General features: G+C 61.1%; 18 protein-coding genes and 1 tRNA gene. 14 read left to right on the forward strand and 5 right to left on the reverse strand.

The features are described from left to right. The first annotated feature begins 222 nt into the window (after positions 1 to 222). Positions 223 to 1,071, forward strand: a complete 849-nt coding sequence (gene metF, locus RDL77_RS17200; RefSeq protein ID WP_288193892.1) for a methylenetetrahydrofolate reductase [NAD(P)H] — start codon at positions 223 to 225, stop codon at positions 1,069 to 1,071. 116 nt (positions 1,072 to 1,187) lie between these two features. Here metF and RDL77_RS17205 read toward each other — a convergent pair whose 3' ends face one another. Beyond that, positions 1,188 to 1,520: a hypothetical protein gene (locus RDL77_RS17205; RefSeq protein WP_151909861.1), complete on the reverse strand. Its 333-nt coding sequence runs from the start codon at positions 1,518 to 1,520 to the stop codon at positions 1,188 to 1,190. 81 nt (positions 1,521 to 1,601) lie between these two features. On the opposite strand from RDL77_RS17205, the gene RDL77_RS17210 reads away from it, so the two are divergent. The 7 genes from RDL77_RS17210 to RDL77_RS17240 all read left to right on the forward strand — a co-directional run bounded on the left by RDL77_RS17210 (position 1,602) and on the right by RDL77_RS17240 (position 9,005). Beyond that, entirely contained in the window at positions 1,602 to 2,300 is a 699-nt protein-coding gene (locus RDL77_RS17210) for a LysR substrate-binding domain-containing protein (protein WP_288193896.1), read from the forward strand. A 126-nt stretch (positions 2,301 to 2,426) separates the two neighbouring features. Further along, positions 2,427 to 3,533: an ABC transporter ATP-binding protein gene (locus RDL77_RS17215; protein ID WP_288193898.1), complete on the forward strand. Its 1,107-nt coding sequence runs from the start codon at positions 2,427 to 2,429 to the stop codon at positions 3,531 to 3,533. 65 nt (positions 3,534 to 3,598) lie between these two features. Beyond that, positions 3,599 to 4,714, forward strand: a complete 1,116-nt coding sequence (locus RDL77_RS17220) for an ABC transporter substrate-binding protein (protein WP_223615081.1) — start codon at positions 3,599 to 3,601, stop codon at positions 4,712 to 4,714. Positions 4,715 to 4,784: 70 nt separating this feature from the next. Beyond that, on the forward strand, positions 4,785 to 5,615 hold the full coding sequence (locus RDL77_RS17225; protein ID WP_288193900.1) for an ABC transporter permease: 831 nt from the start codon (positions 4,785 to 4,787) through the stop codon (positions 5,613 to 5,615). 3 nt (positions 5,616 to 5,618) lie between these two features. Then, positions 5,619 to 6,431 (forward strand): ABC transporter permease, encoded by an 813-nt coding sequence (locus RDL77_RS17230; RefSeq protein ID WP_288193901.1) that lies wholly within the window; start codon positions 5,619 to 5,621, stop codon positions 6,429 to 6,431. Then, complete coding sequence (locus RDL77_RS17235; RefSeq protein ID WP_288193903.1) at positions 6,428 to 7,810, forward strand: FAD-binding oxidoreductase; 1,383 nt, start codon at positions 6,428 to 6,430, stop codon at positions 7,808 to 7,810. The genes RDL77_RS17230 and RDL77_RS17235 overlap by 4 nt, the downstream gene beginning before the upstream one ends. A gap of 193 nt (positions 7,811 to 8,003) precedes the next feature. Further along, a complete protein-coding gene (locus RDL77_RS17240) occupies positions 8,004 to 9,005 on the forward strand; it encodes an ABC transporter substrate-binding protein (RefSeq protein WP_223615085.1) in 1,002 nt (333 codons plus the stop codon). 72 nt (positions 9,006 to 9,077) lie between these two features. Here the strand turns inward: RDL77_RS17240 and RDL77_RS17245 are convergent, their stop codons facing one another. Continuing rightward, positions 9,078 to 11,123 carry an NADH:flavin oxidoreductase gene (locus RDL77_RS17245; protein WP_223615086.1) on the reverse strand — a complete coding sequence of 682 codons (2,046 nt, stop codon included), beginning with the start codon at positions 11,121 to 11,123 and terminating at the stop codon, positions 9,078 to 9,080. Positions 11,124 to 11,394: 271 nt separating this feature from the next. Here RDL77_RS17245 and RDL77_RS17250 point away from each other — a divergent pair, with 271 nt between their 5' ends. The 5 genes from RDL77_RS17250 (at position 11,395) to RDL77_RS17270 (ending at position 15,624) form a co-directional block, all read left to right on the forward strand. Continuing rightward, positions 11,395 to 11,859, forward strand: a complete 465-nt coding sequence (locus RDL77_RS17250) for an N-acetyltransferase (protein ID WP_288193904.1) — start codon at positions 11,395 to 11,397, stop codon at positions 11,857 to 11,859. 186 nt (positions 11,860 to 12,045) lie between these two features. Continuing rightward, entirely contained in the window at positions 12,046 to 12,852 is an 807-nt protein-coding gene (locus tag RDL77_RS17255) for an ABC transporter permease (RefSeq protein WP_223615089.1), read from the forward strand. Between the two features lie 40 nt (positions 12,853 to 12,892). Next, positions 12,893 to 13,639, forward strand: coding sequence for an ABC transporter ATP-binding protein (locus RDL77_RS17260; protein ID WP_223615090.1), 747 nt, complete (start codon positions 12,893 to 12,895; stop codon positions 13,637 to 13,639). A gap of 128 nt (positions 13,640 to 13,767) precedes the next feature. Continuing rightward, entirely contained in the window at positions 13,768 to 15,039 is a 1,272-nt protein-coding gene (locus RDL77_RS17265; RefSeq protein WP_288193905.1) for an alkyl sulfatase dimerization domain-containing protein, read from the forward strand. 222 nt (positions 15,040 to 15,261) lie between these two features. Then, positions 15,262 to 15,624: a hypothetical protein gene (locus RDL77_RS17270; RefSeq protein ID WP_223615092.1), complete on the forward strand. Its 363-nt coding sequence runs from the start codon at positions 15,262 to 15,264 to the stop codon at positions 15,622 to 15,624. A gap of 114 nt (positions 15,625 to 15,738) precedes the next feature. On the opposite strand, the gene RDL77_RS17275 is transcribed toward RDL77_RS17270, so the two are convergent. The 3 genes from RDL77_RS17275 to RDL77_RS17285 all read right to left on the reverse strand — a co-directional run bounded on the left by RDL77_RS17275 (position 15,739) and on the right by RDL77_RS17285 (position 19,824). Beyond that, the gene (locus tag RDL77_RS17275; RefSeq protein ID WP_223615093.1) at positions 15,739 to 16,476 is read right to left on the reverse strand and encodes a BPL-N domain-containing protein; all 738 of its coding nucleotides are present in this window, start codon (positions 16,474 to 16,476) and stop codon (positions 15,739 to 15,741) included. 163 nt (positions 16,477 to 16,639) lie between these two features. Continuing rightward, positions 16,640 to 19,525: an autotransporter domain-containing protein gene (locus RDL77_RS17280; RefSeq protein WP_288193909.1), complete on the reverse strand. Its 2,886-nt coding sequence runs from the start codon at positions 19,523 to 19,525 to the stop codon at positions 16,640 to 16,642. 214 nt (positions 19,526 to 19,739) lie between these two features. Next, positions 19,740 to 19,824, reverse strand: a tRNA-Leu gene (locus RDL77_RS17285). Positions 19,825 to 20,093: 269 nt separating this feature from the next. On the opposite strand from RDL77_RS17285, the gene lipB reads away from it, so the two are divergent. Continuing rightward, entirely contained in the window at positions 20,094 to 20,810 is a 717-nt protein-coding gene (gene lipB / locus RDL77_RS17290) for a lipoyl(octanoyl) transferase LipB (RefSeq protein ID WP_288193910.1), read from the forward strand. The last annotated feature ends 115 nt before the right edge of the window (positions 20,811 to 20,925 follow it).

The raw sequence follows: 20,925 nt of genomic DNA on the forward strand, positions 1-20,925 counted from the left end.
GTGGTAACGCCGAGACCTGGCCGAGCCTGGAGAACCTGGTCGCCGCCGCCAAGGCGGTTCGCGCCAAGATCACGAAGTAGGACCCTATAGGCCCCTGCTGGCGGGGGCTGTCGCCGTAGGCGACTGGGGGTGGTGGAGCATGACCCGACCACCCCCAGTCCGGCATCGGCCGGACAGCCCCGCCGGCGGGGGCAACTTCATACTTGTAGTAAGGAACCTGATATGCACACACCCATGTTTTCGCTGGAGGTGTTCCCTCCCAAGCGGGACGCCCCCGTCGGGACCATCTACGACACGCTTGACGGACTCGAAGGCCTGAACCCCGACTTCATCTCGGTCACCTACGGGCACGGCACGCATTCGGACCGCACCGCCACCGCGCGCATCGCCAACACGATCCACGGGGAATACGGCATCCCCGCCGTGGCGCATCTGACCGCCCTGTACTCGGATGAGGCGAAGATCGACGAGGCGCTCGACATGTTCGAGGCGGCAGGCGTCTCCGCCGTGCTCGCCCTGCGCGGCGACTACATCGACGGCGAGGAGCCGGTCGGCCGCTTCAACCACGCCAGCGACCTCGCGGCCTACATCCACGACCGCAAGCCCGGCCTCAAGGTGTTCGGCGCCTGCTATCCTGAAGGCCACTATTCGGCCGCCTCGCTCGACGAGGACATCGAGAACCTGAAAATCAAGGTGGACGCCGGTGTCACGCATCTGATCTCCCAGCTGTTCTACGACAACGACGACTTCTACCGTTTCCTCGACAAGGCTCATGCGGCCGGCATCGACGTGCCGATCGAGGCGGGCATCATGCCCGTGCGCGGCGGCAAGTCGGTGCGGCGCATGGCGAAGGTCAATGCCTCGCGCATACCGGCTAAGCTCGAAGCGCTGCTCGACCGCTGGGGAGACGACATCCAGAACCTGCGCGCGGCCGGCATCATCTACGCCTCCGACCAGATCGCGGACCTCGTGGCCCACGGCGTCGACGGCGTGCACCTGTATTCGATGAATCATCCCGCCACCACACGCCGCATATGGCACAACGTGGAGCCGCTGTTCACCGTGGAATGATACTCCCGGCAGACAGCCGATTACGGCAAAATGGTTGGGGCCAGACAGTCATGCGGCTGTCTGGCCCCAACCATATGAGAATGCGCGGCCGGCAACAGCACGCCGCGTATCTGCCGTCAGCGACGGCGACGCTTGCTACGCCTGAAGTCGGGTTTGGGCGCGAACCACGCGATCCGCGTGGTCACGGCCCGGCGAATCACCGGAACGTTGGCGATAGCGATGCCCAGAGCCACGGCGATGAGCGTCGTCCACATGGCGACGTTCATGGAGGCCAGGGCAAGCGCGACGACGACCGCGACGATGGCGAAGCCGAGCACCTTCTGCGCGGTCGCCTGCGCAGGCGTCATCCTCTGCGGCTGCAGCGGCATGGCACCGGAAACAAAGCCCATCAGCAAGCCGACGATGGCGAAGACGATGGTTACGATCAGTTCTGCGGATGACAGTTGCATACCGCCATTATGTCCATCCGGCCACGACACGGCCGTGTCATCGCGGCCGAGGAGGCACGGTTTCTTGTAAAATTGTAGGTTATGACTGTTCCGGGAACCTTTGACACCAGCGCACGCGAACTCATCCACGCAGGCCTGCAGAATCTCGACGAAGCCCGTTCACTGTTCCGCCAGCTCTCCGCCAGCGGATTCGATGCGGCACGCTGCGGCCTGCTGCTTGACGCGCTTCAGCATGTCTGTGATCCCGATGTCGCGCTGCGCATCGTCACGCCGCGCAAGCTCGACGACGTGACTGATTCCACTGTCGATATTTTTATAGCCTTCGGCGACGGCAACTGGCCGAACCGCGCGGTGGAACTGCTGTGCGAAGTGGAATTCACGCCGCTGTGCAGCCCGGTGCTGCTCAACAAGATCGGCGGCATTGCCGAGCCAAGAGACCTGTTGCGCGCGCCGCTGCTGCATCTGGGCGATTTCGAGGACTGGACCCGCTGGATGGCGCTGGCCAATGTCGAGAACCCGGATTCGGAACGTGGCATCATCTTTTCCGACATGAACCTTGTCTACTCCGCCGCCATCACGGCGCAGGGCGTTGCCATGGGCGATGAGCTCACCTGCCGCAAGGCCATGAAGGCAGGTCAACTCATCCGTCCGTTCGACCTCAGCATCAAGTCGCCAAAATCGTATTTTCTCGTCACGGATTTCGCCAAGATCGAGCATCCGGCCCAGCTGGCGTTCACGGAATGGCTGAAATCGCGCCTGTCGCAAACGCGCAACGCATGAGGTCAGGAATAACATCTGCTCATGCTGGCGTGAATTTCATTCACGTATCGCGGCAATATATTTCAATTGTCGTCACCGGAGATTGTGCCTAGGCTTTCCCGAAAAGAAGGGGAAAGAGGTCAATCAATGCCTCAACGCATGCAACTGGGCGATGCGAAAGCCGCCGAGATCAAGGCTGTTTCCATTGGCAAGACGTTTGGTGCATTCCGTGCGCTGAAGGATTTGTCGCTCGACATCGGACGCGGCGAGTTTCTCACGCTTCTCGGTCCTTCCGGGTCGGGCAAGACCACGTTCCTGATGATTCTCGCCGGCTTTACCGCGCCGAGCGAAGGCCGCCTGATGATGGATGGCCGGGATATCACCGATGTGCCGGCCGAAGACCGCTCCTACGGCATGGTGTTCCAGGGTTATGCCCTGTTCCCGCACCTGACGGTTGAACAGAATATTGCTTTCCCGCTCAAGGTGCGCGGTCGCTCCGCCGCCGATATCAAGCGCCGCGTCGGCGAGATGGTCGAACGGGTCGGCCTCATCGGGCACGAGAAAAAGCTGCCGACAAAACTCTCCGGCGGCCAGCAGCAGCGGGTTGCTCTTGCCCGGGCACTGGCTTTCGAGCCCTCGGTGCTGCTGCTGGATGAGCCCTTCTCCGCCCTCGACAAGAATCTGCGCGAGATGATGCAGGAGGAAGTCAAACGCCTGCATCAGGAAACCGGCACGACCTTCGTCTTCGTCACGCATGACCAGTCGGAGGCCCTCGCCCTGTCCTCCCGCGTGGCAATTTTCAACCATGGCGAGCTTTTGCAGGTCGGACGCCCGCAGGACGTCTATGAACGGCCGGCCAATCGCTTCGTCGCGGAGTTTCTCGGCGAGATCAACCTTCTGCCGCTCGATGCGCTGCGCCTCGACGGCGACAGGGCGGCCGGGCAGTTCGAGGACAGGACGATCGTGCTTGCCCGGACCAAACCGCAGATTGGGCCAAAAGCCGTCGCCGCCGTGCGCCCCGAACATATGACCATCGCGGCAGCGCCGAACAACGCGGGGCACAATGCCATCGCCTGCCGGGTCGAGGATGCGACCTATCTCGGCGCCGTCACCCGCTATCACCTGAAAACCCGCACCGGTGCATCGATCGCGGTGTCGATGCCGACGGTTGCAACGCCGCCCTTTGCGCACCGCGCCGATGTCTGGGTGTCCTGGCCCATAGAACAGGGGTTTTTACTGCCGTACCAGACCTAGAACCACGCATACGGCCACAGGGCCGGACATACGGAATGTGACAATAACAATCCTAGGGGAACACAATGGATCACGCATTTCAAAAAGACTGCCTGGAAATACTGGCTGAAAAGGTGGAACGCGGCGAAATCAGCCGCCGCCGTTTCACCCAGATGGCCGCGATGCTGCTGGCGGGTGCGCCGGCCCTCATGCGCTCGAACCGGGCACTGGCACAGGCGAAAGACCTGGTGCTGGTCAACTGGGGCGGCGATGCCATGACCGCCTATGACAAGGCCTATGGCCAGCCCTTCACCAAGGAGAGCGGCATTGCCGTCAAGATGGACGGTTCCGGCCCGACGGAAGGCGCCATCACCGCCCAGTTCAAGAGCGGCAAGCCCAGCTGGGACCTGATGGACATCGATCCCTTCTCCGGCATTACCCTCGGCAAGCAGGGCATGCTTGAGCCCATCGACTACGCCATTGTCGACAGGAAAAAGATGCGCCCCGGCTTCGGCTGGGATCATGCGGCATCGACCTATTTCTTCTCCTACATCATCGCCTACGACTCGTCGAAATTCGGCGATCACGTTCCAACGGGGATGGCCGACTTTTTCGATGTGAAGAAATTCCCCGGCAAGCGCTCCCTCTACAAATGGGGCTCGGCGATGTGGGAAGCGGCGCTGATGGCCGATGGCGTGGCGCCGGAAAAACTCTACCCGCTCGACCTGAAACGCGCCCATGACAAGATCGCCGCCTTCAAGGAAAACGTTGTGGCCTATTGGGGCGGTGGCGCCGAGAGCCAGTCCGTGCTCATGGACGGCGAAGCCTCCATGGCGCTGATCTGGTCGACCCGCGCGCAACTGCTCGAAAAGGATTCCGGCGGCAATATCAAATTCGTCTGGGATCAGGGCCTGATTTCACCCGGCGCCCTGGCCGTGATGAAAAACAATCCCGGCGGCAAGGACAATGCGATGAAGTTCATCGCCAGCGCGCAGACGCCGGAACGCCAGCTGCAGATGTTCGAACTGCTCGGACAGGGCCCGGCCAATCCGGCCACCGATGCGCTCATTCCAGCCGACAAGAAGCGGGTCAACTGCGTCGATCCGGCCAATATGGCCAAGCAGATCCCGCTGAACATGGAATGGTATGCCGAACACTATGCCTCGGCTTTCGACGAATACACGAAAGTCATCTCGGCTTGAGCAAGGCTTGGTGATCTTCCCTCTGCGGGGGAGATCACCGGCCGCATTTTGACAGCAACAGGGATTTTGAATGGGAAAGTCGGCGACATCACGAACAATCCTGCTGCTTGCGCCGCTGCTGCTGTTTCTCGGGCTTGCCTATGTGGTGCCGTTTCTCGGTGTCGTCAGATGGAGCGTCACCCTGCCCGAACCGGGTCTGGGGCAATATCGCGCCGTGCTTACCGATCCGCTCGTCCAGTCCGTGTTCATCCGCACGCTGCGCATCTGCCTGATCGTGACCGCCGCCGTGCTCGTGATGGCCTATGCCATCGCCTATGTCTGGGTGCGCGGAACACCAACCCAGCGCATGCTGGCGGAATTCTGCATTCTCGTGCCCTTCTGGATTTCCGTGCTGACCCGCGCCTTCGGCTGGCTGGCGCTTCTCTCCAATCGCGGCCTGATCAACACCTGGCTGCAGGCGGCCGGTATCATCAGCGAACCGCTGGCGCTTGCCCGCAACGAGTTCGGCGTCATCGTCGGCATGACGCATTTTCTTATTCCCTTCGCGGTCTTTCCCATTGCCTCGGCCATGCGCGCCATTGACGAGCGCGTGCTTCTGGCGGCGCGCGGCATGGGCGCATCGCGCAGCCGCATCTTCTGGAGCGTCTTCGTGCCGCTGACCTATGGCGGCCTGATCGGCGCGGCGCTGATCGTCTTCGTCTTCGCCCTCGGCTTCTTCGTCACCCCGGCCATTCTCGGCGGCGGCCGCAGCGTCATGGTGGCCGAGCTGGTGTATCTCCGGATCTTCCAGAGCCCCGACTGGGGGCTCGGTGCGGCGATCAGCGTGGTGCTGGTGCTGTTCATCGGCATCCTGCTTACGCTGATGCGGCGCTTCATCAAACCCGCGCATCTGGTGGGCTGACCCATGCAATCATCCCGTCCCGGTCCCGTCCTCCTGATCATTGCCACCGCTGTCGCGCTGTTCCTGCTGATGCCGCTTCTGGCCGTGGTGCCCGTATCGTTCACGCCGCAACGGTTTCTGTCGATGCCGACGGGCACGCTGTCGCTGCGGCATTATCAGGCCCTCATCGACAATCCGGCATGGGGGCAGAGCGTGCTGCTCAGCCTGCGCATCGGCATTCTTTCCAGCGCCATCGCCACGGTGCTGGCCACGCTGTTCGGCCTCGGCATCTGGATGTTCCAGCCGCGTTTTTCCGCGCTGCTCATCGGCTTCGTGCTGCTGCCGCTGATCGTCCCGCCCGTCGTGTCGGCCATGACGCTGTATTTCCTCATGACGACGCTTTCCGCCTTCAACAGCTTCATCGGCTATGACACGTGGATCGGCGTGGCGCTGGCCCATGCGGTCATGATCACGCCCTTTGCCGTGGTTCTCGTCCTTGTCGCGCTGTTCCAGGTGGACCGGCGCATCGATCTTGCGGCGCGCGGTCTTGGCGCTGATCTGACCACCCGCGCCTTCCGCATCATCATCCCCAACATCAAATTCGGGATCGCCACGGCGGCGCTGCTGTCCTTCGTGCTGTCCTGGGAGGAGATCGGCGTCACCCTGTTCATCACCAGCGTCAATGCCATTACCCTGCCGCGCCTGATGTGGATGGGCCTGCGCGACAATATTGATCCTGCCATCGCAGCCATTTCCGTGCTTCTGATCATCGTCACCGCGGTCATCCTCGCCCTGAGGATTTTTATCGAACGGCGCGGGACATCGGAGACAAAATGATTGCAGACCATAGTGTAGCGGCGCTTGAGGCGATAACCGGCGCGGGCGGAATCAAGACGGGTGACGCCTTGCGGGCCATTCATCCGGGCTCCGATCCGCACAATCTCGATGCGGGGCTGATGATCATCCCCCGGAATGTCGAACAGGTCTGCGCCATCGTCAAATTCTGCAACGACAACCGGATCGCCATTGTCCCGCATGGCGGGCGCACCGGCCTTGCCGGCGGCGCCGTCACGCAGAGGGACGAAATCATTCTGTCGCTGGCTGCGCTCAACCGGATCGAATCTGTGCAAGCGGCGGCGGGAACCGCCATCGTCGAAAGCGGCGTCACCCTGCAGGCCCTGCAGGAGGAGGCCGCCAAGGTCGGCCTCACCACCGGCATCGACATCCCCTCGCGCGGCAGTGCCACCATTGGCGGCATGATTTCCACCAATGCGGGCGGCATGGAGGCATTCCGGCTCGGCGTCATGCGCCAGCGCGTGCTGGGACTCGAAGTGGTCCTGCCCGACGGCTCCGTCATGAGCGATCTCGCCGAAGTGACCAAGAGCAATGAGGGATATGACCTGAAGCAGCTCTTCATCGGCGCGGAAGGCACGCTCGGCATCGTCACCCGCGCCGTCCTCGCACTGGCGCCGGTCGACCGGTTTACTGCCACCGCGCTTGTCGCCTGCCCGTCCGCCGCAACGGCGGTGTCGCTGTTCCAGACGCTCCGGCAGGATCGCGCGCTGCGTCTGCTGCGCACCGAATTCATGGCGCAGAACTACTTTAGCCTTGCCGTCGAAGCTCTTGGTCCCGCATCGCTCGCCGCATTCACCGCAGCGCCGGTCTATCTCATTGTCGAAACCGAAGGCCTTGACCAGCAAGCCGCACAAACAGCGCTGGAAGAGGCGCTTGGCGCTGCCATCGAAAACGAACTGGTGCTCGATGCCATCATTGCCCAGAGCGGCAAGGAGCGAAACGATATCTGGAACATCAGGGAAGACAGCAATGTCATCACCCGTGCCTATCCGCATGGCTACTGGTTCGACATCTCGGTGCCGCTGCAGCATCTGGATGCCTATCTCAGGCAGTTCGACAGGGGCGTCGCGGCGCTTGGCGCCGATGTCAGAGGCTTTGCCTTCGGTCATCTGGGCGACGGCAACCTGCATATCTGCGTGGCGGGCGAAGACGAGAACCCGCACAAGGATGCGGTCAAGGATATCATCTATGCCAACCTGCGGCAGATGGGCGGCTCCTTCTCCGCCGAGCATGGAATCGGCCTGGAAAAAATGCCGGAACTGCAGGCGCTGGCAGACCCGGTGAAACTTTCCCTGATGCGGACGATCAAGCGGACGATCGATCCGAACGGCATCATGAACCCCGGCAAGGTTGTTGGCTGACCATGTCGCTGAGAACAAAGCATGTGGCGCGTTCGGGCTTCTCGGGCACCCCATGCAGGGTTATCGTTTCAGCCATGGTCCAGCCTTTCTCCTATCGGCTTTGTACAGGCCGGGTGCAGTCCCTGCGTCCGGTGCTGCTGCGAGCGGCCATCTCCACCACCAACACCATAAAACCAACAAAAGGGGTTCTCACATGAAGACACTATTGATGAGCAGCGTCATGGCCTTTGCCCTGATGGGTGCCGCGGGCGCGGCATCGGCAGCCGAGTGCGGTGACGTGACCATTGCCAGCATGAACTGGCAATCGGCGGAGGTTCTCGCCAATCTCGACAAGATCATTCTCAACAAGGGCTATGGCTGCAATGCCGACATCGTGCAGGGCGACACCATTCCGACCCTGACATCGATGACCGAAAAGGGCCAGCCGGACATCGCTCCCGAAGGCTGGGTCGATTTCATGCGCGATATTCTCGACAAAGCCGTTGCCGACGGCAAGCTCGTCTATACCGGAAAATCGCTGTCGGACGGCGGCGTTCAGGGCTGGTGGATTCCAAAATACATCGCCGATGCCCACCCCGACATCAAGACCATCGACGATGCGCTGAAACATCCCGAACTGTTCCCGGCGCCGGAAGACGCTTCCAAGGGCGCTGTGTTCAATGGTCCTCCCGGCTGGGGCGGCACGCTGGCGACCGCACAGTTCTTCAAGGCCTATGACGCGGAGAAGAAGGGCTTTACCCTGGTTGACACCGGGTCGGCTGCCGGCCTCGATGGGTCGCTCGCCAAGGCCTATGAACGCAAGCAGGGCTGGGTCGGTTACTACTGGGAACCTACCGCCCTCCTCGGCAAGTACCAGATGGTCAGGCTTGATCACGGCGCACCTTTCAACGCGGCGGAATGGAAGCGCTGCAACACCGTGGCCGATTGCGCCGACCCGAAAAAGAACGCCTGGGAACTGGCCGAAGTGGATACGGTCGTCACCAAGAAGTTCAGCGAAAAGTCCGGCCCGGTCATGGACTATCTGAAGGCGCGGTCATGGTCCAACAAGACCGTCAACGAACTGCTCGCCTGGATGACCGATAATCAGGCAACCGGCGAAGACGGCGCAAAATACTTCCTCAAGAACCACGAGGACATCTGGACCAAATGGGTCAGCGCCGACGTGGCAACGAAGGTCAAGGCTTCGCTGAAGTAAACTTGAAATGGATCGCAGTGACTATCTCCCCCCTCATTGGGGGAGATAGTTGGCGTATCACGCATGCCGCCGTCAAAACCGGATGGCGTAACGCAGCCCGTCATAGATGGCGGCATGGATATTGCGGGCATGCACCGCATCGCCGATCCGCAACAGATCGAATTGCCCCTCCGCCAGCCGCTGCGGGAAAATGGCGCCGCCATTGACCAGATTGCCGTAATCCACCGCACCGCCATTGCGCGACAGCGGCTTCAACTCGCGGTAGAGATCATCGATCGGCAAGGTGCCGTGCTCGACCACCACCTGATCCACCAGCCGTTCCTCGCGATAATCCGGATCGAAATCCGAGCCCAGTGTCGCGACAAGCTGGTTGCCGTTGCGGGTCACGCTCATCAGCCGCGTGTTGATGGTCACCCGCACGCCGTGCTCGTGGAACGCGCGCATATAGGGCACGTGGTTCATACCGCCCATCTCCGGCGCGAAAAACCGTTCCGGGCTGACGAGTTCGAGCTTTGAACCGGCGCGTGCGATCATCTCCGCCGCGCTCATGCCCTGATGGCCGCCATTGTCGTCATAGAGCAGCACCGTTTCACCCGGCTTCACCGCGCCCGCCAGGATATCCCAGCTCGAGGTGACCAGATCATCGCCCGCCGCCAGGGGCGGATTTTGCGGCAACCCTCCCGTGGCGATCACCACCACATCGGGCGAAAGCCCAAGCACATCGCCGGATTCGGCCCAGACATTGTAGCGCAGGGAAACACCCAGCCGCTGCAGCTCCTCGAGCCGCCAGTCGACAATGCCGATCATCTCCTTGCGCCGCGGGTTCTGCGCGGCAAGGCGCACCTGCCCGCCCGCATGGTCCGAAGCCTCCAGCACGGTGACACTATGTCCGCCTTCCGCCGCAACACGCGCCGCCTCCAGTCCGGCAGGCCCTGCCCCGACGACAACGACCGTCCGGCTGGTTGCCGCTTTGGCGATGGCGTGCGGCATGGTGCCTTCGCGGCCGGTCGCCGCATTGTGGATGCACAGGGCCTCGCCGCCCTCATAGATGCGGTCAAGACAGTAGGTTGCGCCGACGCAGGGGCGGATGCGATGCTCCTCGCCTGCCTCGATTTTCCGCACGATATGCGGGTCGGCGATATGGGCGCGGGTCATGCCGACCATGTCGAGCTTGCCCTCGGCAATGGCATGGCGCGCCGTGGCCACATCGGCGATGCGCGCCGCATGGAAGACCGGAAATTTTGTTTCCTGCCTGACATCCCCGGCAAAATCCAGATGCGGCGACGAGCGCATGCCCTGCACCGGAATGACCTCGTTGAGCGCCGCATCCGTATCGATATGGCCGCGAATGATGTTGAGGAAGTCGAATTTGCCGGATGCCGCAATGCGCCGGGCAATCTCGACGCCCTCCTGCCGCGACAGGCCCTGCTCCCAGTCCTCGTCGGCCACCATGCGGATGCCGACGATGAAGTCCGGGCCGACGGACCGGCGCACGGCGTCGATCACCGCCCAGGTGAAGCGCAGGCGATTGTCGAGCGAGCCGCCATATTCATCGTCGCGCCGGTTGGTGGCGGGCGACCAGAACCCGTCCATCAGGTGGCCATAGGCCTCGAACTCGATGCCGTCGAGCCCGGCCGCCTGCATGCGCTGCGCCGCCGATGCATAGTCGGCAATGATCCTCTCGATATCCCAGTCTTCCGCTTCTTTCGGAAAGGCCCGGTGGGCGGGCTCGCGCACCGGCGAGGCGGAAACCACGGGCAGCCAGTCCGCCTTGTTCCAGCTGGTGCGGCGGCCGAGATGGGTCAGCTGGATCATCACGGCGGCACCGTGTTCATGACAATCGTCGGCAAGTTCGCGCAGCCAGGGCACGATCTCGTCCTTATAGGCATGAAGATTGCCGAAGGCCGGCGGCGACTCGCGCGACACGACCGCCGATCCCGCCGTCATCGTCAGGGCGATGCCGCCCTTGGCCTTCTCCGCATGATAGAGCCGGTAGCGCGTCTTCGGCATTCCGTCTTCCGAATAGGCCGGCTCGTGGCTGGTCGACATCAGACGGTTTTTCAGGCGCAGATGTTTCAGCTGATAGGGTTGCAGAAGCGGATCGGCATGTGAGGACAATGGTCTGGGTTCCCGTTGTTTTGGGTGATCCTACAACGGGCTTTTCTCGACGGGTTTCTCCCACGCGACTTAAAGTGGTGCGGATTCGTCAGATGCGCATCGCAGCCCGTCCGGCCTTGCGATTTCAGTGCAAAGCGTACCGGCATTCACAACCGCTTGATCGCAAAGAAATTCCCTAAATCCGCTCCGCCGCGCCGCGTCTACATCCTGGATGAAAATTTTTCATGCCATGTTTCGCATGGATGCAACCAACAGCGGAGAGATCGTCCCGATGATCAGTGAAATCACCTGCCCTGACAACAAGAGCGCTCTGTGCGCCGACATCATGAGCGGCCTGCCGGAATGGTTCGAGGAACCGGACGGCATTGCCGCCTGCGCCGATCTGGTGACGGGGCTGCCCGTTCTCGCCCATACGGACAGCGGAACCTGCACCGGCTTCATCGCGCTCAAATACCACCCGCCAGCGGCGGCGGAAATCCTTGTGATCGCCACACGCCGGGAATTCCATGGCCGGGGGATCGGCCGTTCCCTCCTCCAGGCCGCCGAAGCCCATGCGCGCCAGTCCGGCTGTTCCCTGCTGACGGTCAAGACGCTGGCGCCGCGCGGTCGGCATGAACCGCATCTCGACAGCACACGCGCCTTCTATGACCGCAACGGTTTTCTCAAGGCGGAAATCTTCCCCACATTGTGGGCGGAAGGTCATCCGTGCCTCTTTTTGGTCAAACCGCTGCATTAGGCGATCACCGCAAATCTCCTGTCCGGAGCCGGTTTTGTTCGCTCCATCGTCATGCTACCGCGCTTCTACCGTGTTGATGAAATACGATGCGGCTTGGAATTGTTCTGACAACCGGTGTATAGGCAGGTCCGGCAGGGCCTTGCCCGCATGCTAAAGCCCGCATTGTAAGGAAAGACGCGCGTCGACATGACCATAGCGAATTCGCAGAAAATCACCGCATGGGAAGATATCACGGCTGCCGTGAACAATTTTCATCTCGCCGCGCTTCTGGGCTGGCAGGACGTGGCGCAGCGCTACCGGCGCTCCAGCGTGGGCGCCTTCTGGCTGACCATCAACATGGGCGTGCTCATCGGCGCCCTGGGCCTGATATTCGGCACCATTTTCCGCTCGCCCATGTCCGAGTTCCTGCCCTTCATCTGCGTCGGCCTCATCATGTGGGGGTATTTTTCGCAGCTGATCAACGAGGGCTGCCTCAGTTTCATCTCCAATACCGAGACGATGCTGCAATTGCCGCTGCCGTTCTTCACCTATATCCTGCGCACCTGGTGGCGCAACTCGATCATCCTGTTCCACAACATCGTCATTTTCCCCATCGTGCTGCTGCTGTTCGGCAAGTTCATGGGATGGACCGCCCTGCTGGTCTTCCCGGCGTTCGTTCTCGTCTCGCTCAACCTTCTGTGGATGATGGTGGTGCTGGCGGTGGTGTGCACGCGCTACCGCGACCTGACGCAGATCATCCAGAACGTCATGCAGGTCGGCATGTATGTGACGCCCATCATGTGGCAGCCGCACCAGCTGCCGGCGGACAAATCCATGCTGATGCTGGATCTCAACCCGTTCTATCATCTCATCAGCGTGGTCCGCGAGCCGCTGCTCGGGCAGACGGGCACCGCGCTCAATTGGGGCGTGGTCGCCGGCATGGCCATCATCGGATGGGTCATCGCCCTGCTCTTCCTCAACCGCTACCGCTCGCGCATCACCTATTGGCTCTAAACCCTTTCGGCACGCCCACCATTTTCCTGCGAAGGCCAACATGACTTCTATGATACTCGATAACGTCACTGTGGATTTTCCGATCTACAATGCGAAAAGCCGGTCCCTCAAGAACCAGGTCATGAGTCTGGCGACGGGCGGCACCATCGGCTCGAACGCCGAAGGCCATGTGATCATCCGCGGCCTGGAATCGATCAGCCTGAGCCTGAACGACGGCGAACGGCTCGGCCTGATCGGGCACAACGGCTCGGGGAAAACCACGCTCTTGCGCGTGATGAGCGGCGTGTACTATCCCTCCGGCGGGCGCATCGCCATCAACGGCAAATGCACCTCGCTGATCAACATCTCGCTGGGCATCGATGCGGAAGCCACGGGGCGGGAAAACATCCGTATCCGCGGCGCGCTGCTCGGCTTTTCCAAGCGCGAGATGGCCGCCAAACAGGCGGAGATCGAAGAATTCTCCGAGCTCGGCAACTTCCTCGACATGCCGGTCAGGACCTATTCGACCGGCATGCAGCTGCGCCTGGCCTTTTCGATCTCAACCGTCATCCAGCCGGAAATCCTGATCATGGACGAATGGCTGGCAGCGGGCGACGAAAGCTTTCAGAACAAGGCCAATGAGCGCCTGCACGACCTCGTCAACAAGACCAAGATCCTGATCATCGCCAGCCACTCCAGACAGTTGCTCCTCGCCAATTGCAGCCGTATCGTCTGGCTCGAGCATGGCAAGGTCAAGATGGATGGAGATGCCGAAACCGTCGCGAATGCGTATTTCGGCCACCAATAGCGCAAAGCGCGAAACATGCTGGAGACATCCGGGTAGCTCTTGACCCGCGCGGAAGGACAATGCCTCCTGACATGAAGCTGTCAGGAGGCCTGTTGTATGCGGGACCATCGCGCTGAAGGATCCATTCCATGCATGACACAGACATGAACCGCCTTTTCGAGAGATTATGGCGCGGTGAAGCGGCCATGGAAGAATGGAGCGCAGCCGTTGCCGGCGGTTCCGCGCAGGCCGTCTGCGACGAGATGATTGTTGTCTCCACGCATTACGTCGTCGGCAACGTCACGGCAATCCGCACCGGCGCCGGGCTGGTGCTCATCGACACGGGCGGCCGGGAGACCGCGCGGGAAACGCTCGACGTCATCCGCCGCTGGGACAGCAGCCCGGTCCACACGGTCATCTATACCCACGGCCACATCGACCATACCTGGGGTGCCCGCCTCCTGGACGAGGAGGCCGACGCCAACGGTGTTGCCCGCCCGCGGATCGTTGCACACCGCAACGTCTTGCAGCGCTTCGCACGCTATGACCAGTCGCAGGATCTGAACAGTCTCGTCATGGGACGCCAGTTCAACAAAGCCGGCTATGTCTTCCCCGGCGAGCACCGGCGCCCCGATGACGTTTATGACGATCGGCTCAGCCTCGATATCGGCGGCCTGCGCATGGAACTGACGCACGGGCGCGGCGAAACGGACGATGCAACCTTTGTCTGGCTGCCGCAGAAGAAAATTCTGGTCAGCGGTGATTTTGTCATTTGGGTGTTCCCGAATGCCGGCAATCCACGCAAGGTGCAGCGATATCCGCAGGATTGGGCGTCAACGCTGCGAAACATGCATGCGCTCGAACCCCACATCCTGGTTCCCGGCCATGGACCGGTCGTTACGGGCGCCGCGCGCGTGGCGCAGATGCTGGATGACGCTGCCAGTGCCCTGGAGAGCCTTGTCCGCCAGACACTTGAGCGGATGAACAGGGGAGACACGCTGAATTCAATCCTGCAGAGTGTCCAGGCGCCCTCGGAGCTTCTCGCCAAACCCTATCTTCTGCCGAAATACGATGATCCCGCCTTTGTCGTGCGCAGCGTCTGGCATCTTTATGCCGGCTGGTTTGACGGAAACCCCGCGCATCTCAAGCCGGCGGCTGACCGGGACCTCGGCCGGGAAATCGCGCACCTTGCAGGCGGCGTCGAAAACGTGACGCAACGAGCCGCGGCGCTGCGGGCCGCGGGCCAGGCGCGTGTGGCCGCACACCTGATCGAATTTGCCGTGGCGGCCGCGCCGCAGGACAAGGCGGTTCACCGCGTGCGTGCGGCCATCTATGCCGACTGCATCGTCGAGGAGACCTCCTTGATCGGCAAGGCGATCCTGGCCTATTCGCAGCGCGAGTCCGAAGAACACCTGCAATAGCAGGCTCAGGCGGCAAAGCGCCGGGCCTTGCATGCTTCGTCGGCACAGGGCCGGGATGGCCCCGATCCAACCATTCTTATCTGGCTTTGTTTCTCCTGCTGGCAGGTGTGCACTCCGCCGCTTGCAGACGCCTGTGCGACCGAAGTAGGGACATCGTCGTCACCTTGATTTCCTTGTGTAACAGTTGTTGGATACTTCCGGGATATTGGAGGAAAAAAGCAAATGACAAAGCACAAGTCATCATCTTCAGCATCGTCGAACGAGATCACAACCGATCAATACTATGATCGCGGTGATTCCGTGAAGGTCAGATGGCCCTTTGGCATCGAAGTAATCAGGATCCATATTCCACGTGACTGTCATTATAAAGTAAAACTGGCACCCACCGACGAGAACGAATACAACGTCGACGTCATCACCAGCCGCGGGCTGACACGCGCCGAAAAAGATTGCATCGCAACCGCCTATTATGAAACGACGCCCTTTGTCCTGGAGTCCGACATCACGTTCGTGGTTGCGCAACGCGGCTTTACCGATGGTGTACCCGATGCGGAGTGGACGACCAACAGCGGCCCGAGTTTTTGACCTGATCCGCGACGCCCCGGACTTTCCCCCTCTTTCCGCCCGGGGATGACCGCTATTGTTCTGGTATTGCCAGCGGCATCCACGCGGATGATGACGGGTCTGATCCCCGGAGCCTCATTCTGCCATCGCCGCGTTCAGCAATCCTTGGATCAGCCTGGAGTTCACACCATCAGGATTGTGCAGACCGTAATGATCATACCATTTCTGGGGCGCTTCAGGGTGCGGCCCGACCAAAGTCGCGCTGCCTTTGCCAAATGCGTAACGAGCGGCCGCCAGATCGCCATTTTGATAATGGGCAAGTTCCCGGAAACCTGAATTCGCATGATTTCTGGGCAGATGCGGACCATCCTGAAAATATGTCCACAATGACGCCCCTGCCCATTGAACCGGCACCACGTGATCGCCGATATCGGACACGGAAAACCCCGGCCTCCCGACCTCGGAATCCGTTTCTCCTTCGACGATGTCAAAGCCCAAATCCGTACCGAGATACGCGCCCATGCAAATTCCAAAATACCGGCCGCCTTTGGATACAAAATCCCGGACGGCCTGGATGCCCGCCTTGCCCAGGCTTCTCCTTGCGCCGTCAATGTCCTGTCCGCCGCCGGGTTGTACATATAAGGAAGCTCCAATGAAACTGGATGGCACAAGCTTCAGCTGCTCATTGGGGCCGATGAATTTAACATCAAAATGGAAGGTGCTGTTCCTCAGGGCTTCGGCGGCCGCCGATGAACAATCATCACAACCGGCAGGCCCGCGATATACGAGCGCAACGGCGGATTGCGATGCATTGGCGGGAGCATTCAACACGAGAAAACATGCGAGAAGTGCGTATTTTGCGGCGCTGAACATCAGAACAATTCCTTTAGAGTGATGCGGTGCGATCTACCCTAAATCGAATTGCGGTTTAATTTTGAGAAGGAACCAGCCAGCGCAAGCTGCACGGAGTGACGACGCCTAGAGCCTTTCCTGCTTAAATAGAAACAGTTCTGTTTCTATTTAAGCAGGAAAGGCTCTAGAACCTCAGGCCGGCCTTTGCATTGAAGCCATGACGAATGGCGCCGCCTTCTCCAAGCGTGGTGTTGTAGGCAAGGCCGAGATTCAGCCCCTGGTCGAGGACCACGTCGAAACCCAGGCCCAGTCGGACTGCGTTGCGAACCGTGCCATCCCCCTTGAGGCTGAACAGCGGGCCGCCGGACCAATCGATATAATTCAGGTCAATGTCGCTCGCATTCGCCATGTCGTAGCGCCATTCGGCTTTCAGGTTCGGCGTGAACGTGTAGCCGGTGAAACGATAGGTATAATCCGTCTCAAAACCCACGACGGCAACGAGTGAATTCACCGTCTGGTTGCCGAAGCGCAGGCTGTTCGATCCGCCATCCCTTTCGTTGAAGGCATCGAGTTTCGTCCAGGATGCGTCCATCCCGACATAGGGGGTGAAGTAGAGGGCATCCCGGCTTATTTCATAACCGGCCTTCACGCTGCCGAACACCTGCTGCCCATCGCGGGAACCATTGGCGAAACCGCCATCTTCCGTCAGATAGCGCTTGCTGTCGAAGGAAAGCGCGCCATAGCCGAGCACGGCTTCAAGATAGGTGTTCCTGATCGGCCGCCAGCTGGCATAGGTTCCGATGCTCCAGCTTTCACCTTCGCTGCGCGTACCATTGCTGCCGATATCCGTCCTGTCCCCGCCGTAACCAAGGCCGATACCGGCGGTCAACCGTTCGTTGAAACGGTAATCCAGCCCGGCACTCACACCGGAGGTTGTAAAATCTCGGGCCGATCCGGAGGATTTGCCGGATGTGTCGCCAATGTCGACCTGACCGGCCGTCCAGACGCCGAAGCGGGATGGAACGGGCTTTTCCGCGACCACTCTGTTGAATGGCTCGGCAGGCCGGGTCCGTCTCGGCTCGGTGAAAAACCCGAGCGGCGTTGCGTCAGCCGGGTCGCGCCGATCCTTTGCCCCGTCGTCACTGCGTGGCGTGTTCAGGCTGATGCCCTGGCTGGACTCGTTGCCGCCGCCCCGGCGCAGCTGGCGCAACCGGTCGCCATAATTCGACAGCTGGGCATCGGCAAACCGGCGCGCGCCTTCCGCCTGGGCGTTGACGATACCGATGACTTCCACGTCCTTTGATGGGTCGGCCCTTGCCATCACCGTAATGGTAACATTGGCGGGCGCCGATGTGGTGAAGGCATTGCCAAGGGTATATCTGACAGTAGCGACACCGCTGAACGTGGCGGCGGGCGTAAAATCCAGCTGGAAAGCCCGGCTGCCGCCGTCGCCGCTGTCGCGAATGGTTGCGGTGCCTGACCCCGATGGACTGAGCGACACCATGGCTGCCGCGGTAAACGGACCGCCGGTTGCGCCTTCTGTCAGCTTTACCATCACCGGCGTTCCCGCCCTTGTGGTGACGGAATGGGCCGCCGCCACCGGCAGCGGATTGACCGTCAGCGTGATCGTGGCTGGCGGCGACGTTCCGAACACGTTGCTCAGGGTATAGCCAATGCTGACCGCGCCTGACGCCCCGGCTGGCGGCGTGTAGATGATATTGGTGCCCGACACGGTCGCACTGCCAAAAGCCGGAGGGGTAACAATGGCCGCGCCTGTGAAGGGGCCGCCGGTGGCGCCCGCCGCCGTGTCAATGGTGGCGGCATTTCCAGCCATCGTTGCAGCGCTATGCGCAGCGGCGACCGGGACAGCCAGCGGCGATACGGTAATGGTGACCGTCGCCGGGGCGGAGGTGCCGCCGGGCCCGGTGGCGCTGTAGGTGAAAGTATCGGTGCCGAAGAAATTTGCGGCCGGGGTATACACGGCGTTAAGACCGTTCACGGCCACCGCGCCATGGGAAGGCGCGCTGGTGACGGCAATGGAGGTTATTATACCGCCATCGTTGACAGTCACGGGAATGGTGACGGCTTGGTTGGCCAAGGTTGCGGCGGCATCGTTGACCGCAACCGGCGCGGCCTGATTGATTACCAACATATAGGCCTGAAGGGTGAAACTCTGACTGTCGGTGGCGGTTACAGTGAAATTGTACGTCCCAGCCGCATCCGGTGCACCAGACAAAACGCCCGCACTACTTAACGTCATGCCGTTTGGCAAGCTCCCGGATGTGATCGCAAACGAATAGGGTGCGGTCCCACCTGACGCCGTCATTGTCTGCAAATAGTTGACGCCGCCTTTGCCGCTGGGAAAGGTTGAAGGCGCCAGGCTGATGATGCCAGCGGGTCTGACAACAAGGATGTAACTATTCGTTACAGAGAACGGCGCGCCGGGGCCCGTGCTGCTATCCGTCGCCCGCACGCTGAAAGGGAAAGTACCGCTGACGGTTGGCGTTCCCGTTAGGGCTCCCGTCGCAGCGTTGAGTGTCATGCCATTGGGAAGTGAGCCAGCCGCGATCGAAAAGGTATAGGGGGCTGTGCCACCACCGGCAGAGAATGTTTGGCTGTAAACGGAACCAGAACTGGCATCCGGCAGCGACCCTGCCGGACTCAACGTCATTGTTGGTGGTGAGACCGTCACGGTAACCGTGGCTGGAGCCGACGTTCCATCCAGGTTGGTGGCGGTATAGGTGAAACTGTCAGGTCCGGTATAGCCGCTTGCCGGTGTGTAGGTGATCGACATTCCGGATGCTGTCGCAGTCCCATGGGCTGGAGCGCTTGCGATCGCCACTGATATCGCCGCGCCGCCGCCAATACCGAGTATTACAGGATTGGCAGCGCTGCCATAGCCGACGGTGACACTCACGGGAATTGCAATCGGCGCTGTCTGGGCCTGCGACAGGGCAGGCCAGAATACGGCCAAACAGACGAAGAACAGCCATGCCGCCAATAGTGTTGGGCGCGCACCACATACCTGCCGGTGGGGGACTAACCCCTCCGGCCAATTCGATCTCGGCATTGTTCCCCTCGCCCCACACCATTCCCGACGCAACCATCACCCGTAATGTGCGCCGTTCATCCCATCAATACGGCAGATGCCGTAGTTCCCGACTATTTTGACCGGAACCGGAGAGACCATGGTGTTGGCAGGCAGACTGCCAGCCGGAAATGCAATAGGGCAGCCGTTAGGCTGCCCTATTCTGCAATGATTTCAATCTTGAAGAGAAACCAAATGGTGCGGTCGAGAAGACTCGAACTTCCACGTCTTGCGACACAGCGACCTCAACGCTGCGCGTCTACCAATTCCGCCACGACCGCACTGTGGTAGAAGCCGAACGTGTCGGCTCGCGGCATGTAGCAAATGAATTTCAGTGAAACAAGCCCTGTCGGCAATAAACCCGAATGTTTTTCACAAAGCCGGGTGAAAGTTATGCCGCACCCCGCACACTGGAAATCTTCCAGGAAAAAGTCCATATGCGGCTCACCATCTTTATCCCAAGGGAATCGGCGCTTTGATGGCCGCAAACGGCCCCATCCGCCGTCATTCATCCGGGATGAAGCGACAGTCGAAAGTTTGGTTTCCGATCATGAAGAACAACCGCGACGATCTCGTCTCCGCGTTTTTTGCCCAAAGCGATTCCCCGAAAGTGGAGTGGCGCGTCGCCGATGGGCTGACCGATTACGATACCGCCCTCGCCTTCATGGAAGACCGCGTCGCGGCGATTCGCGCCGGCACGGCAAAGGAACTGGTCTGGCTGGTCGAACATCCGCCACTCTACACCGCCGGCACCAGCGCCAAGGACGGCGACCTTCTGGCCGTCGACCGCTTTCCCGTCTATGCCACGGGGCGCGGCGGCGAATACACCTATCATGGCCCCGGCCAGCGCGTGGCCTATGTCATGCTCGATCTGAAACGGCGGCGCGAGGATATCCGCGCCTTCGTGGCGGCGCTGGAGCAATGGATCATCGCCACGCTTGGCGCGTTCAACGTGCGCGGCGAGCGGCGCGAGGACCGCGTCGGCGTCTGGGTGACCCGGCCGGAGCGCCCGCCGCTGCCTGACGGGTCTCCCGCCGAAGACAAGATCGCCGCCATCGGCATCCGCCTGCGTAAATGGGTGAGCTTCCACGGCATCTCGATCAATGTGGAACCGGAGCTTGCCCATTTCGACGGCATCGTGCCGTGCGGTGTGCGCGGCCATGGCGTGACCAGCCTCGTCGATCTCGGCCTGCCCGTCGGCATGGACGATCTCGACCGGGCGCTGCGGGATGCATTCAAGCCTGTGTTCGGGCCGGTCGAGCGCTAGGGGATTTGGCAGAACGATGTGCGTGGTTCGACAAGCTCACCATGAGGGAGCTTGCTGGCTGCAATCAACCCACATCCCTCATGGTGAGCTTGTCGAACCACGCACTATGGTCATG

Origin of the sequence: uncultured Phyllobacterium sp. (assembly GCF_902479695.1) — a bacterium.
In the GTDB taxonomy this organism is placed as follows: Bacteria; Pseudomonadota; Alphaproteobacteria; order Rhizobiales; family Rhizobiaceae; genus Phyllobacterium; species Phyllobacterium calauticae.

What these genes read in the sequence shown, in the direction of transcription:
- metF (WP_288193892.1), top strand. Translation starts at nt 223, where the DNA reads ATGCACACACCCATGTTTTCGCTGGAGGTGTTCCCTCCCAAGCGGGAC.
- RDL77_RS17205 (WP_151909861.1), bottom strand. Translation starts at nt 1,520, where the DNA reads ATGCAACTGTCATCCGCAGAACTGATCGTAACCATCGTCTTCGCCATC.
- RDL77_RS17210 (WP_288193896.1), top strand. Translation starts at nt 1,602, where the DNA reads ATGACTGTTCCGGGAACCTTTGACACCAGCGCACGCGAACTCATCCAC.
- RDL77_RS17215 (WP_288193898.1), top strand. Translation starts at nt 2,427, where the DNA reads ATGCCTCAACGCATGCAACTGGGCGATGCGAAAGCCGCCGAGATCAAG.
- RDL77_RS17220 (WP_223615081.1), top strand. Translation starts at nt 3,599, where the DNA reads ATGGATCACGCATTTCAAAAAGACTGCCTGGAAATACTGGCTGAAAAG.
- RDL77_RS17225 (WP_288193900.1), top strand. Translation starts at nt 4,785, where the DNA reads ATGGGAAAGTCGGCGACATCACGAACAATCCTGCTGCTTGCGCCGCTG.
- RDL77_RS17230 (WP_288193901.1), top strand. Translation starts at nt 5,619, where the DNA reads ATGCAATCATCCCGTCCCGGTCCCGTCCTCCTGATCATTGCCACCGCT.
- RDL77_RS17235 (WP_288193903.1), top strand. Translation starts at nt 6,428, where the DNA reads ATGATTGCAGACCATAGTGTAGCGGCGCTTGAGGCGATAACCGGCGCG.
- RDL77_RS17240 (WP_223615085.1), top strand. Translation starts at nt 8,004, where the DNA reads ATGAAGACACTATTGATGAGCAGCGTCATGGCCTTTGCCCTGATGGGT.
- RDL77_RS17250 (WP_288193904.1), top strand. Translation starts at nt 11,395, where the DNA reads ATGATCAGTGAAATCACCTGCCCTGACAACAAGAGCGCTCTGTGCGCC.
- RDL77_RS17255 (WP_223615089.1), top strand. Translation starts at nt 12,046, where the DNA reads ATGACCATAGCGAATTCGCAGAAAATCACCGCATGGGAAGATATCACG.
- RDL77_RS17260 (WP_223615090.1), top strand. Translation starts at nt 12,893, where the DNA reads ATGACTTCTATGATACTCGATAACGTCACTGTGGATTTTCCGATCTAC.
- RDL77_RS17265 (WP_288193905.1), top strand. Translation starts at nt 13,768, where the DNA reads ATGCATGACACAGACATGAACCGCCTTTTCGAGAGATTATGGCGCGGT.
- RDL77_RS17270 (WP_223615092.1), top strand. Translation starts at nt 15,262, where the DNA reads ATGACAAAGCACAAGTCATCATCTTCAGCATCGTCGAACGAGATCACA.
- RDL77_RS17275 (WP_223615093.1), bottom strand. Translation starts at nt 16,476, where the DNA reads ATGTTCAGCGCCGCAAAATACGCACTTCTCGCATGTTTTCTCGTGTTG.
- RDL77_RS17280 (WP_288193909.1), bottom strand. Translation starts at nt 19,525, where the DNA reads ATGCCGAGATCGAATTGGCCGGAGGGGTTAGTCCCCCACCGGCAGGTA.
- lipB (WP_288193910.1), top strand. Translation starts at nt 20,094, where the DNA reads ATGAAGAACAACCGCGACGATCTCGTCTCCGCGTTTTTTGCCCAAAGC.